This window comes from Pseudoalteromonas sp. R3, from assembly GCF_004014715.1.
Taxonomy (GTDB): Bacteria; Pseudomonadota; Gammaproteobacteria; order Enterobacterales; family Alteromonadaceae; genus Pseudoalteromonas.
The window spans coordinates 2518688-2533446 of the sequence record NZ_CP034835.1 but is presented as its reverse complement, the minus strand read 5'-3'; the positions used below and the strand labels follow the sequence as shown (position 1 = coordinate 2533446).

8 protein-coding genes are annotated in these 14759 nt (G+C 48.0%); all 8 read left to right on the top strand.

The features are described from left to right. Window positions 1–14 precede the first annotated feature (14 nt). The 8 genes from ELR70_RS25100 to ELR70_RS15975 are packed head-to-tail and all read left to right on the top strand — an operon-like array spanning window position 15 to window position 14714. Window positions 15–374 (top strand): hypothetical protein, encoded by a 360-nt coding sequence (locus ELR70_RS25100; RefSeq protein WP_206613308.1) that lies wholly within the window; start codon window positions 15–17, stop codon window positions 372–374. After that, the gene (locus ELR70_RS25095; protein ID WP_206613307.1) at window positions 353–688 is read left to right on the top strand and encodes a hypothetical protein; all 336 of its coding nucleotides are present in this window, start codon (window positions 353–355) and stop codon (window positions 686–688) included. Before ELR70_RS25100 ends, ELR70_RS25095 begins: the two co-directional genes overlap by 22 nt. Continuing rightward, a complete protein-coding gene (gene vgrG / locus ELR70_RS16000) occupies window positions 685–2469 on the top strand; it encodes a type VI secretion system tip protein VgrG (RefSeq protein ID WP_054017481.1) in 1785 nt (594 codons plus the stop codon). Before ELR70_RS25095 ends, vgrG begins: the two co-directional genes overlap by 4 nt. Before the next feature lie 14 nt (window positions 2470–2483). After that, window positions 2484–2783 carry a PAAR domain-containing protein gene (locus ELR70_RS15995; protein WP_054017480.1) on the top strand — a complete coding sequence of 100 codons (300 nt, stop codon included), beginning with the start codon at window positions 2484–2486 and terminating at the stop codon, window positions 2781–2783. A gap of 3 nt (window positions 2784–2786) precedes the next feature. Further along, window positions 2787–3227, top strand: a complete 441-nt coding sequence (locus tag ELR70_RS15990) for a GPW/gp25 family protein (RefSeq protein ID WP_200908231.1) — start codon at window positions 2787–2789, stop codon at window positions 3225–3227. 1 nt (window position 3228) lies between these two features. After that, window positions 3229–7020 (top strand): hypothetical protein, encoded by a 3792-nt coding sequence (locus tag ELR70_RS15985; RefSeq protein WP_128064637.1) that lies wholly within the window; start codon window positions 3229–3231, stop codon window positions 7018–7020. 13 nt (window positions 7021–7033) lie between these two features. Further along, a complete protein-coding gene (locus tag ELR70_RS15980) occupies window positions 7034–9898 on the top strand; it encodes a hypothetical protein (RefSeq protein WP_054017478.1) in 2865 nt (954 codons plus the stop codon). Next, complete coding sequence (locus ELR70_RS15975; RefSeq protein ID WP_054017477.1) at window positions 9885–14714, top strand: contractile injection system tape measure protein; 4830 nt, start codon at window positions 9885–9887, stop codon at window positions 14712–14714. The genes ELR70_RS15980 and ELR70_RS15975 overlap by 14 nt, the downstream gene beginning before the upstream one ends. Window positions 14715–14759 lie beyond the last annotated feature (45 nt).

Here is a 14759-nt window from a genome sequence, read left to right as displayed (position 1 = left end):
ATGTGGAGAGTGGTGTGGGTAGTCTGAAAAAGATGCGTATCGTCGCATACAGCGATGAAAAATTCAGCTCAAAGGTTGATGACTATGTGGTGATGCTCAATCCGGAACAGATCAAGCTGGATCGCAGTATCAATTACAATGAAGAGCAGGCACCAGATTCTGGTCAGCTATCTTCTAAGTATCGTTCAACGCCAGGGGAAAAGCTCAGCTTTGATCTGGTAGTAGACTGTACCGGTGTGGTTGACTCAACACGCACTGATTTACCCAAAGAGCTCGCTCAACTACAAAAAGTTGTTTACACCTACAACGGCAATATTCATCGCCCTAATTATGTCACTGTGTATTGGGGGGGTTGTCTTTTCAGGGGGTACTGACCGCATTTGATACCAATTATACGTTTTTTAAGCCAGACGGTACGCCATTACGCGCTAAGGTTTCATTGAACTTTACATCGTATCTGGACCCGTCTACCGCAGCAAAAGAAGAAGACAAAAAATCCCCTGATCTGACACACAGAATTGAAGTTGTAGAAGGTGACAGCTTGCCTCAGATAAGCCAGCAAATTTACCGGGATCCCGACTTGTACGTACAACTTGGGGCATTTAACGGCTTGAATAAAATAAGAAACTTAGCAGCAGGCAGTGTATTAACTGCGCCACCTTTGCGTAGTACGGGAGAATCACAGTGAGTAGCAGTAGTAATGGTGGTGTCGCCACACTAGAGATTAAATCCGCGGGCTCTGTAATCCCCGATGTAGTGCAGGTACACAGTGTTGTGGTCAGACAAAACATTAACCGAGTGGCCAGTGCCAGCATTGAAATACTCGATGGTAGCCCCTCGCAAGAAGGGTTTTCAGTCAGCAGTTCAGAGACCTTTGTACCTGGGGCCGAGATCAGCATAGCTATGGGTTACGATGGTAGCAATAGCACGGTATTCACAGGCATAGTGACCAAACAAACAGTGCAGGTTAATCCAGGTGTTGGACCTATGCTTTTGGTTGAGTGCCGGGATAAAGCGATAAAAATGACGGTAGGGCGCAAAAGTGGCGTCTATCAGAAAACCAAAGACAGTGATGTGATGAGCACTTTGATTGGTAATTCAGGGTTAAGTGCAGACGTATCGGCTACATCTGTGGACTTGCCGGAATTGGTGCAGTATTACACCTCAGACTGGGACTTTTTACTCAGTCGCGCAGAAGTAAATAGTATGGTGGTGAGCACACTCAATGGCAAAGTGTCGGTCTTTTCACCAATTGATGACACCAGTTCAGTGTTGACCGCTACTTATGGTGACTCTCTTTACCACATCAATGCGCAGCTCAACAGCGTGACCCAGCTCAGTGAAGTGAAATCGACAGCATGGGATGCAAAAAGCCAGGCAGTGATCAACGCAACAGCCAGCAACTCAGTATCAGGGCCCGGTAATCTGAGTAGTAAAAAGTTATCTCAAGTGGTGGGGTTATCCGAATTTGGATTACAAACAACAGCAGCAGTAGATAACGACAATCTGACTCAATGGGCAAAAGGGCAGATGCTTAAAAGCGAGCTGTCAAAAATTACTGGAGATGCTCGTCTGCAGGGCAATGCCAAAGCGCAGCTTGGCAAATATATAACCATAGCGGGGATGGGGGATCGCTTTAACGGCGATCATTTTATCTCGGGCGTGGAGCATGATTTTTCTGATGGTAATTGGTTTACCACTGTTGAGCTGGGGTTGTCGCCAATATGGTTTGTGCAGGAGCACGAAGTCAGTGCGCCACAAGCTGCTGGGCTGCTGCCCGGTATAGGAGGTTTGTACAATGCGACCGTCAAGCAGATAGACGAAGATCCGGATAACGCCTACAGAGTTTTGGTCGAAATGCCCTTGTATAACGACGAAGGTAAAGGCGTTTGGGCACGGTTATGTAATTTCTATTCAAGCAGCGGCTGTGGCGCGTTTTTTTATCCCGAAATTGGGGATGAGGTGATCGTTGGTTTTTTAAATCAAGATCCCCGATTTGCGATCATAGTGGGCAGCGTATACAGCGAAAACCGTAAACCATACAGCGAGTTGACCCCTGATTCGGACAATAGCAAAAAAGCCATTGTCACCAAAAGTAATATGCGCATCGTTTTCGATGATAAAGAGAGCATTCTTACTATCACCACCGATAGCGATAACACCATAGTCCTTGATGATCAAAACAAGCAGATCAAAATTTCAGATCAAAATGACAACAGTATCTTGCTGAGTGAGTCAGGCATCGATATTAAAAGCCCAAAAAGCATCAACATTCAGGCGGACGAGTCGGTGAATATCAAAGGAGCAACGGGGGTTAATGTACAGGCAGAATCTGGCGATGTAAAACTGGCCGGGCTTAATATCAGCGCCGAGGCAGATGTTCAGTTTAGCGCTAAAGGGTCCGCGACAGCACAAGTTGAAGGTGGTGCCGAGCTCACGCTTAAAGCCGCTATGGTGATGATTAATTAACAGGAGCTAAAGCAATGCCACCAGCAGCCAGATTAACCGATTTTCATGAATGTCCTATGGTAACTCCAGGGTTGCCGCCAATCCCACATGTGGGCGGGCCGATCACGGGCCCGGGTTGTCCAACAGTATTAATTGGCAGTCTACCTGCTGCGCGGGTGGGCGATATGCTGGTATGCGTGGGACCACCTGATAGCATTATCAAAGGTTCAGCCACAGTCCTCATAGGGGGCATGCCAGCTGCCAGAATTGGAGATAATACAGCACATGGCGGGTCGATTATGCTTGGAGATTTTACCGTGATGATCGGAGGGTAAAACATGGCCGGTAAATCTGAGCTGTCTCAGCAAAGTGAGTTCTTGGGGAGTGGATGGCAGTTTCCACCCACATTCTCCAGTGTGTCGCACCAGCTGGCTATGAATCAGTCTGAAGCCAACATTAACCAGTCGATCGATTTGATATTACAGACCCGGCGCGGCGAGCGCTGTTTGCTGCCTGATTTTGGTAGTCAATTGAATACCTTTTTGTTTCGCAGCCAGGATGCGAGTTTGCAAGAAGAAATTGCCAAATCAGTACGCAACACGTTACTGAACGACGAGCCCAGAATTTCAGTTGATGAAGTCTTTGTTTCTTTTACCTCTGAGGAAGCGTCGCAGGTAGTGATCAGTGTGGTTTACACCATTAAACAGACGAATACCCGACATAACCATGTTTTTCCATTTTCTTTGTTGGAAGGCACTAACCTGGCTGTGAAGGTGTAGCGTGAAGAATCGGCTCGACTTTGCAACCCTCCAGGCGCAGCTCAATGCGTGTCTTTGTCCTGATTCAATTGAACTAGATGGACGAGATATTCGAGACCGCCTGGCGTTTGTTGCAGATTTGTCTGAGTTGATTTTATTTTATGATGAGCAAAATCAGCCTTCAGGTGACTGGCGTAAGGTTGTTTTAAAAGATCCGGTTATTCTGCTCGCCGTGATCAGTAAAACTGTCTATCAAAGCGTGTATTTTCGGTTTAATCAGGTTCAGGCCGCCCTGGAACACACCAAAACGAGAGTTCGAGAGCAGATAAAAGACGACGATAATGAGCCCGCTGCTTGCGTGTTACAGGAACAAGATAGCCGATGTATTGCGCAACTGCTACTGCTGGTGGATCAGCTGTTTGACACTATCAATAGCTGGGTGGAGTATCTTGAACTCAGCAGCGTAGAGTTTACGTTGCGTGACTTTATCACCACCCAGGTAGAGGGAGCGATTGGCCGGTTGCTGTGGCAACGATTTGCATTGCAAGATTTTCTGGCAAACAAGTTAACGGCCTCAATACCCCGACCCAGTGAGTCGAGTTATCGACATTTTGCGCCAAGCTGGTTTGAGCACAAACGAATAAAAAATACCACTCGGTTTGACAGCGCTGTGGATGCATTACTGGGCTTAGAGCAAATATATCAGCAGGTCTATCGGTTTTTTGTGCAAGTGATCCAGGATGCGCGACCGGCTTTTTATGACATGGTGGTGAAGCGCAATGATTTTCCTGATACCAGCCTTATCATTGTCGCAAATCAGCTCCTGGCATATTCTCAGCGTGCGCTTAACCAATACGCACAGAAGCATCTTAACTTTTATTACAAAACGATTTTAAAGCAAACGCCCGCGCCGGCGCAGCCCGATCACACTTATTTGTGCCTTACGTTGGATAAGTCGGTGCCATCTTATGAGTTGGCCGCTGGTGTTGCATTCAATGGCGGCAGCTATCCGGACCAGTCACCCGTGTTGTTCGCCACAACCGCAGACAGTGAAGTCAATCACATAGCGTTCATAGCAACTTATGGTATGAGTTACTGTTTAGTACCCGCAGCGGGAGAAAAGCAACAATATTTGCAGACCTTTGCACCAAGTACAGAAGTTCGTAAAGATCAGGTCGGGCGGGTGTTATCAAGTGACTGGTTTGGCGAAGCACAGGGTGATGCTGTGCAACAAGGGTTTGCGCTGGCCAGCGATATGCTATTCCTAAATGCGGGTGAGCGTACAATTACTATTACTCTAAAATTCGCAACCCCAGTGACGGTGGCTGACTTCCAAAGCGCAGGGATCGCACTTACTACAGCGAAGGGTTGGTCAGATACTTTGGTGCGGAATGAAAGCAGCGGTGCTGACGTGTCTAAAAACTATCTGGAGTGGTCGGCTGCGGACAGTCAAACACTGCAGCTGACCGTGCACTTGTCCAGCAGTTTTGCTGCTGTAGATTGCCTTGCAAAAGCGAATGACGATTACCCCTTAGCGATGCCTTATTGCCGCATTATGCTCCCGAATACCGTGGATTTACAGCAACCACTGCGTTTAATCCAAGTGCAATTCAAGGTGGAAGTAAAAGATAGTGATGCGCTTGCACCAAGCAACGACAATGGTCTGCTATTGAACAATAAAGCCATGTATATATTGGGTACCAGAGCGCAGTTAGACAGCCATTTTTACCTGAGTTATCCGCAGGCATTTTCAAAACCCCTGACGTCTTTAACGGTAGAAATCGATTGGGAAAACATTCCCGAGAATTTGGCAACTTACTACAGTGCCTATAACGACTTTTTAAAGAGCAATAGCCATGCTTACCCTCAGTACAGCGCATTTTCTAATAAGGCGTTCACGGTTGAGTGGGAAGCACATCAAGCCAGTGGCTGGCAAAGTATCATAAGCGCACTGACCAAGCCTTCAGAGGTAGACAAGAGCAACCAGTGTGGTTTATTTGCCCAGATAAAACACAATACAAATGCGTCAGCTAGCAGCTTTGTTTTTTCATTTAGTACGCCTTTGCAATGTGCCGGAGTTGATGCCCGTGATGTCGCGAGCAATCATAACCCCAGTTTGCGTATGACGTTAAGTGGGTTACAGCAGGGGTTTGGCAACTCACTCTACGGGCTGGTTGTTAACGACGTCAGTCTTAAAAATGCTAAAACCCTGATGCAAGCAACCGGATTGCTATCGCCTTTTACTAAAGCGATCAATACCATTTCACGCTGGTTTGGCTCAGATGCTGGCAAGTTAAAGTCAATGCCTAACCCACCATTACAGCCCCAAAGTAAGCGTGTGATTATGACCTACGAGGGCGAGCAAACGATAGACTTAACGGTATCGGACGTTATTTTGACGCAGGGGTTTGCGTTGCAGCATTTGGGCATTTGGAAAAACTACCTATACTTTTGTCAGCTTGCCGGGCAAAGCAAACCCGTTGTGGACTTACGCCGAGTTCAGCTGCAACCCCCTGAGCCTGCTCAACCAGAGCAGCCTTCGCACTCGTTGGCAAGCGATCAAGGTCTAGCTTTGTACCAAGGTGTTGGGCAGTCTGCATTGAACTTATATTTTCAGCTAGAGCAAGTGCAACCGCCGTGCCGCTTGAATATTTTTGTGGAACTTGCACAGGATATTAGTGGTGATCAACAGCCAAATCTGGTGGACATATTTTACTGGAGTCACAGTGGCTGGCAATCTGTGACGGTTTTAACGGATGAAACGCATGCGCTGACACGCTCGGGGATTATTCAGCTTGACCTGCCACAGGATATGGCTGTTAACTCACCGGTTTGGCCCATACCCAAAGGTAAAGTCAATACGGGATGGCTGATGTTTGCGCAGCAACAAGCACGAAAAGTGCAATGTGTGTATTGTAATACTCAAGCTGTTAAAGTGCAGCGTCTTGCACCTATTTCTCTCCCGGTTGGGGTTGCTCCAACGCTTGGTGCCCAGCAGATTAAGGCACCGCAAAACAAAATAGCCGCAATCAGTCGTCTGTCTCAGCCCTTTGCCTCAAGCGCCGGATGTGCTGCACAAGATACCCGCCAGTTTGAGCAGGGGGTGAGCCTGCGCTTAAAAAGTAAGCACAGAGCAAGCGATGACTGGGATTACTGCATGCTCGCCCGACAAGCATACCGCGGCGTGTTTTATATCAAACGGTTATCCAGTAAACACGCTGGCACAGTGACGCTCGGTGTAGTGCAACAATACACCTCAACCCAGCAAGTGAATGCCTATAAGCCCGTTATGAGTAAGGTGAACCAATACCAGATAGTAGATTATTTATCTGCACGAGTGTCCCAGATGGTTCAGGTCGTTATTCAAAACTTACGGCATCAGTGTGTGTCAGTCAGTGCCGATTTGATTGTTCGTCAGGACTGCAATATCAACGACCTGAATTTGTTGCTTACCAAAGGGGTGAATACTTATCTGGCTCCCTGGATAGATACAACGCAGCTACAATATTGTCTTAATTCAGGACTAAGTAAAGCAGGACTTGCCGCTTATATTGCCAGTTTCAAAGAGGTTGAAGCGATCCAGAGGCTGTCGGTCAGCGTTGCGGTTGATGACGCAGGCAATCACGCCTCCCACAGTGGCACCGCTGACGGGCCAGCTGCACAACAAGGAGACAGAATATCCCCTGACTCCGAAGATGCCATTCTTATCCGGCAGATACACACACTTTTAATTTTTCCAGAGCCCGTGTGGTATCAGAAGGAAGTTCCAGCGGGCAACCGGTTGATGCTAAGTCAGTGTCTAAAAACACCTTAACGGAGGCCAGTGTATGAGCGCATCAACCACAGCCTCTTTAGATGCCCTGATCAATGAAAATAGTATTTGTGCGGGTCCACTGCCAGAGGCTTTGCAATTTACTTATCTGAAAAATGAAGGGATTGAGCAGCTCAAAGCCCTGGCGGGGGAGGTTTGGAGTAATTACAACGACAGCGACCCAGGGGTGACAATTCTGGAACAGGTTGTCTTTGCGTTGACTGAGCTGGGATATGTGAATACCTTTGATATTGCTGATGTGCTCACCCAGCCCGATGGCAATATCAATTATCAGCATCAGTTTTTTGCCCCCCAGGATATTTTGACAACAGGACCAGTCACTGGCAATGACTATCGTAAACTGGTGGTTGATACCATCGCTGGCATCGACAATATTTATCTGCAGCCACTCATCAGTGATGCACAATCGGCCGGGCTCTATCAGGTTTGGCTTTACTCTCAAGAGTTACTTACTGCAAATCAAACCGGTAGTTCTAACCTACAGGCAGTGTGTAACGAAGTCAGTCAGCTTTTAAATAAAAACCGCAACCTGGGTGAATATTTTTTGCTACCGCAGGTGTTGCAGAGTCAAACGATTGTGCTCAGCGCAAAAGTGCTGCTGGAGCAGGGGGCTGCGCCTGAGCAAGTCTATCTGGACATTCAGCAAGCACTGGCCGATTACATCAGTCCCGATGTGAAACGTCTGGGCTACCAGCAGGCACGCTCGCAAGGCTTTTCGTCAGGGGATATCTTTGATGGCCCCAAGCTAAATAATGGCTGGATCCCAGGTGATAACCCCTTAGGGGCAAAGCGTGATGTGGTGCAGGCCGTCGACTTGATCACGCTGATCAGTCAGGTTAGTGGTGTGGCTGCTGTGGAGTCGTTTAGATTAGACGAGAGTGAAAGTAAAGACTCAGTGGAGATCGCGTCTGATAAAGTTGCTGTGTTGCAATTAGGTGAGGAGTTTTCTTTAGTTCAACATCAGACACCGCTCAATCAGGCGCCCTGGCAGCAAACTCACTTGTTGTCGCAAATAGAGCGAACTTGCCACAACCAAAGTGTTTCGGCGTTAACTGATATGGCACCGCAAATGCCAACTGGGCAGTTCCGAGATATCGAAAGTTACTTTTCTATCCAAAACACGTTTCCAGATATTTATGCAATCGGACATAACTCCCTGGAGTCCGATGCACCGGCATACCGTGTGGCGCAAGCCCGGCAGTTAAAAGGATACCTGTTACTGTTTGATCAGGTACTGGCCAACCAGTTTTCTCAGTTAGCTAATTTGGGCAATTTGTTTTCGTTTAGTTTTGATATCGTACCAACCTCGCAACAGATGTTTTATCAGCAGCGAACAGACAGCACCCCAGAGCATCCCCCTGCAATTCCAAGCCAGCGCTTTATCCGCAGTTATTTTTATCAGCCTTTGTATGACGTGCCAAATGTGCAAGCGCTGTTAAAGGGTCAGCAGCAATATCGTTTTTATAACCCTGATGAACCGAAGGACTCCAATGCGCACGATTTATTGGTTTGGCAACGCTTTATTAATGATCCGTTCAATCAATATAATCATGGCTTAGGTGAGATCATTGAAAGTCAGCAGGACGCCGGGCAACGTCGCGATGAGATGCTAAGTCATCTGTTGGCACGCCATGGTGAGCCCGCGCAACTGTATGATGACATCATAGATGCTTCGCAATGGTACGGCAGCAAACTACAAACACGCATCATCGTAAAAACCATTTGGCTGCAAAACTTGCAGGCATTGAGCTATCAACGCGTTCAGGCGATTAAATTCGCCATGGCGGAACCTTTGCCTACACCGGGTCGTTATCGTATTGGTCAGGCGGATTACAACACGCTAATGAATAGCAAAGGTGAACGCTTTACGAAAGTCGTGCACAGCCTTTATCTGCAAGGTTTTGCGGATCAACGGCAAATAATCAAAGCCATTTCGGCTTCGTTAGTCAAACAACTTGCCAGACACGTCAAATTGCAGGGTAAAAATAGCAAAGTCGATCTGCCTAAAGTGGTGCAACAGAGCCGCACACTGGCTGCTGCAATCCCGATGAAGGACGGCAATGCTATGCTGTTGAACAATTCTCAGCAACGCCTGAAACTGGATGGTGAGTACGATTCTCAAGCCCTGGACACATATGGAAAGTTGTCTGTGCAGGACTTCCGAAATTTCTCAGCTTTTGAGCTTAAGTTTGATTTATTACTGGGCTTTACTGCCCATTTACGTGCTCTGGCGGGTGCGTTAGTGACGTTAATGAATGATGGTGCGTTCGAAACCTGGTTGGGGCAAACAAAAACATCTTCATCTGATCAAGGCTCAGCAACCTGTGTGGTTGATGATATCGTGGCGAGCCAGCATACCAATATGTTAGTGATCAGTATCAGCGGCAAAACGGTGCTTGAGCTGCCAAACCCCAGTGGAGCATGGCAACTCAGTGACCTGCAGGTATACGTTGATCAGATGGCATGGTTATGCGGCTATCGCAAAGGTGCCGTTTTGGTTGAGCATACATTGCTGCAATCCGCGGTTGTGACGCCGTTATCATATACTCCGGACCCGGACTCGTGGTATTTCCTTAAAGCCAGTTTAGTATTGCCAAATTATGTGAGCCTGGTAAATCAGCAACAGTTTGTCTATTTTATCCGCGCGTTACAGCAGATACATTGGCCAAGCCATGTACAGTTGCGCTTACTGGTTGCCGATGTCAACGCGTTCAATGCACTGATCACGGACTACTGTAGTTGGTATAACCAGCAACGGCTGGTGGACCGGGATCCAAAAGAAGCCGCAGATGCTGCGCTGCAAACACAGTTAAAAGAGACACTTTTGACATTGCAGGAGGTGGATTGTGAGCACCTCTAAGCACGTCCTGGGTCAATGCCTGTGGCTCACTGAATTCGATGAACAAGCCGAAGTGAATAACTTGCAGGATGCGCTGAGCCAATGGAGCCGCAAAATTTTGCCCCAGGTGCTCAACCAGGTGCTGGATAGAGTGTGTCCGGGTGGACACATCTGGCGCATTGAGCAACTTAGCATTGATTTAGGCACACTTCAGTTAGATGAGCTGGACCGCCAGTTGCCGCAAAGGGTAGCTGCGGCAGTCGAAGCAGCATTGCTGGATATGCTGCGTCGATATAGTCAAAACAGCCAGACGACACATCGGAGTAAGTTCACAATCGTGGATCCGGATGTATCTCAGCTTACTTTGATCCGCTGGTTCTTACTATATGGTGTGACGCCCTGGTGGGTGACAGGCAATAACAGCCCGTTACATGTAGTCGACCAGCAAATCAGTTTGCAACCGAATGATGTGGCTGCGCTTATCCGTGATGTGGGTAAGTCTGAGGTGGTAAGACGGCGAATTATCTGGCAATGGGGTGAAGAAAGAACCCGCAAAACAGTGCAAATTCTTGAACCCTGGAATGCGCAGTTTATTTGTGGCTATGCAGATAACATGTTGCTTGCACAGCGACAACCAGACAGCAAACTGCCTGCTGATAGCAATTTACAAACACACTTGTGGTACTGGATCCTGACGCACTTGCTGGTCGACAGGGGAACTTTATTTAATACCTTGCAGTTTGTAAGGGCAACGCTTTGGCAGCTGGCCCAGCATTATCAAATTCCTTTCAGTCAGCTCCTGGAGCAAATGAGTGATCTCGCCAGACAGATGCAAGAGGCCGGTTTAGTCGCACCGCAATTTTTACAGGTACTGATCAGTATTCAACAAAATGAGCGTCAGCAAACCAGCATACATAGTAAACCGGAGCAAGCGCTGGATCTGTGGTCACTGTTTTCGTCCTTGTTAAAAACGAGCCAGGTGAGCATCTACCACGATAATCAGTCTTATCATCTGACGGAGCTGTTTACAAGGCTGGCACAGGTTGAGCCCGACACTATGGCTGCCATGTTAAAACAAATAGGCCAATCCGAGTCGGTACGCACTCATATCGTTAAGCAGTTCAGTCAGCAGCAGCTAGAACATGTTGTGGCAGTGGTTGCGCCACATGACCAGCAATTTGTTTTGGCGCATGTAGCCCACACACAAACGTTGCTGCAAGAACAGCATCTTAATCCGGATCTGATTTGGCGTGTGCTGTTGGCTTACTTACTGGTGAATAAAGGCAGTTACTTCAACCGAAAACAGTTTGTTCACAGCACTTTGTTGCAGATGAGTCAGCATTTTGGGGTGGCGTATCACCATATACTCCTGATGTTGGTACAAACGTCAGGTATGCCAACCTCGACAGGGCAACAGTACGAACTGTTTACTATTTTAGCTGAGCTACAGGACAATCAGTCCAAAAAATTGCATGACAATAATGACCTGTGGATTGAGCACTACCACAGCTTGATGACACTGCACACGCAGCATTCAGCTCAATACCTCAAGGCTCGTCCCTTGTGGTTCAATGAAAACACCTGGCAACGTGCTTTACGTGGTCTGGTTATGTTACGGCCCTTGAGTAGTCCGCGTTCATTGTATGCTTTACTGAAGCGTACTCATCTCGGGGCAAAGCAAAGCGAGCAGCTGTCACAAAAGCTTGTCGCGGCCATGGCGGGTTCTGGCTTGCTCACTCACGGTGAAATCGTGCAGTTACTGACGGCAATTTCTCCTCAGCAGGGGATGCGAAGTGCCAGATTGGTCAATGCCATTCGCTATTGGCAAAAGCCGGGAACCTGGGCCTGGGGTCTGGGAAGGGGGTCAATACGTCCGGTACTCGAAAGCGTGGTATTTAGCTTGATCAGCGAGGGCGACACTGCGAGCCCCGAAAAGTGGTTTTCCCGTACTACCCAGTTTATTGCGCAACGATTTGGTTTATCGCATGGGCAGTTAATTGATTTATTAGCCGGACAAGCCGCAACAGCAGAAAGTGACAAGGCAGTGCTGAGTACTGAGTTGACGCAGCTGCTGTTGAACGAAAAGCAAAACATCCAAACCTTTACCAAACCGCTGCCAGGTCGCCCTGAGTTGGTGTGGTATAGCGCGTTAGATTATGCACAAATACGTGCTTTGACAGCATTTGCGCGACGCTTTTCATTGCCCATATCGCAGGTGTTGAGGCTGGCGGCTGAGCGCATTAAAAACACGGTTCATCTTGCGACGTCAGAGCCTGGCCTTACATCTGATGATTTACAAACACACCTGGTACAGTCGCTGGCACACAGTTTGGCTCAGCAGTTTGTTTTGCCTGTGACACAAGTACAACGCTATCTGCAGGTTCAGCTAAAGCGTTTCAGCTCAATGGCTGTGATGATCACTCGCTTTCAGCAGGCTGACATGTCCAAGTTGCGAGCCGGGTGTGTACACAATAGCTGGTATATGCTTGAACAATGGCAGCTTAGTGCTGGAAGTAAACAAAACTTAGAACCGGCAAGGCAATACAGTGTACAGCCCCTTCAGGAAAAGGGGACTTATACGGAGCAGTCAGAGCCAGAACAGGCTGGCTCTGTACCGGTATCAGTGCAGCGGATTTCAAAATTACAGCACCAGGTAAGTCAGCTTAGCGATGTTTCGGTGCCACAGTTGTTGGCAGAACTGATAGCGATGCATGATTTGAGAGGGGATTTTTCTCGCGTAGCCAATCACCCGGTACTGCTGCACTGGTTGTTGAATGGGCTTGACGGGGCGACTCAACAGCGCTGGGTTTTCAGGCTTTACCGGGCTGATAACTCAAAGGGTAGCTGGCCAATGACGTATGAGTCGGTAATGACTGAGGTGGTGTCGCTGTTGCGTCGACATGAGCCACTACTCAGTGGCTTGATAGTGAAAAAGGCGCTCAAGTCACAACTCGCGGCAACGCATTTGCAGCAGCTGTTTCAGAGTCGCCTTGCTAATCGCTGGTTTTCAGCCATGTTACCCGAAATCTGGCAGCAACCGGCGCTTTACAAGCGTTGGTGCCAGCAACTTCAGGCCTGGCTAAGCGATGTGGTGGCAACTTTGGATAATCAAAGTGCATTTAGGTCATCTAGCCAGGTTCATTCCAGCGGGCCTCGTGGCACAGCAGTCGAACGTTTGTTCTGGATGGAACTCACGGCATATCTTGCCTCTCAAGTTAATAGTACTGCTCAGCTCAAATCCCTGACACAACTGCGTGTCTCAGAAGGTATGAGAGCAATATTTGTCGCCCGGATTATGCTCGGCTGGTGTCAGACTAATGCTCTTAATTTATCACTGTGCGTGAGCCAGTTTGAGCGTAACTGGCAAAGCGCACCAGCCGAGTTGCAGTCGATTATCAGCAAAGAAGTGTTAATTAAGGAATTTAAGCGCGTTGGCCGTCCAGCTCATGCCAGCGCCTTTACTTTACCTTTATCAGAGCCTGCAACCCAAAGCGCTGGAGTTACTGAATTTAAGCCTATCTCAGCAGAGCGCAACGCACATACTCCAGCAGCTAGCTCTAATCAGCAGGCAAATCTGCAGACACAGACTCACCTGCGTAACACAATATCGGACGGCGCTGAATCTAAGGCCGTAAAATTGCCAGCGTGGGAGCAAGATCTTGCCTCTGAGTATTTGCAGCGAACAGACATCAAATCAATCTTTGAGCATTGGCTGCGTAGCGGGAGTCGCCCTCATTTCATTGCAGCAGAAGTACCGTTTTGTGGTGTGAGGCTGTTTAACGATCTGCTGTTGTATAAGCCTGAGTTATGGGTTGAATGGGTTCAGCCACTGCTAACAAAGTCGACTGTGCAGGCCCGAGTGGTCGAGCAGCTTGGTTTAGGTGGAATACTGTCTGCACTCAGTCGGGCTGGAAAATTGCGAGACGCACAATTAAACATGGTTGAGGCTGTTTACACATTATTTAAAGCGCTCTCTAAAGCCGGGCTGAAGATAAATGAGGCAGAGTATCAGCAGTATCTGACATTGGCTATTTTGCGTAGTGTTGCTACTAAGCAGCTTGCAGAGCTCGATGGAGAAAAGCTATTTGGTGATATGTGTTGGCAGCTGATCTTCAGGCAAAACTGTCAGGTTGGTGCGTTGCAGGGGGCACTCCAGAGTACTGATTTACCCAGCTCCCCGCATTTGCTCACAGCCACAGAGCAGCTGCGTAAGCAGCTTAGTCAATATCAACGGCACAGGCTTTCGAATGCGGTTGCTAAAGAGCAGAGTGGATCTGTGTTTGATAGTGTCACAGGCAAACAAGCACAAAGTGAACCTGAGCAGCCGAGCGAATTTCCAATCAGCGTACCAAATGCCGGACTCGTGTTGTTGCAAAGCTTTATTCAACCTCTGTTTGCTCGTTTATCACTGACTTGTGACGACAAGTTTGTGAGTGACGAACGCCAGCGTGCGGCTGTGCATTATCTGCAGTTTCTGGTTACAGGCCAAAGTGCCACCGAAGAGCACCATTTGGTGTTAAACAAATTGATTTGTGGTCTGGGTGTAACTCAGCCCGTAGAAGCGGGGATTACACTCTCACAAAGCGATATTGATACCGTGCATAGCTTAATTGACGCGGTTTGTAATTACTGGCCGGCGATAGGAAAGACCTCGATTGATGGATTCAGAGGAAACTGGCTGGTACGCAATGGCACGTTAACCGAAGCACAAGATCATTGGGATTTGATCGTCGAAAAAAGGGTGTATGACATACTGATCAGTCGTTCGCCGTTGTCGTATTCGATTGTCAAGTTACCTTGGATGGAAAAACCGATTTACGTAACTTGGCCAACCTAGTTGGTGATGTAGTCCAAGGATGTAATTCAAATTGATAGATAGCAA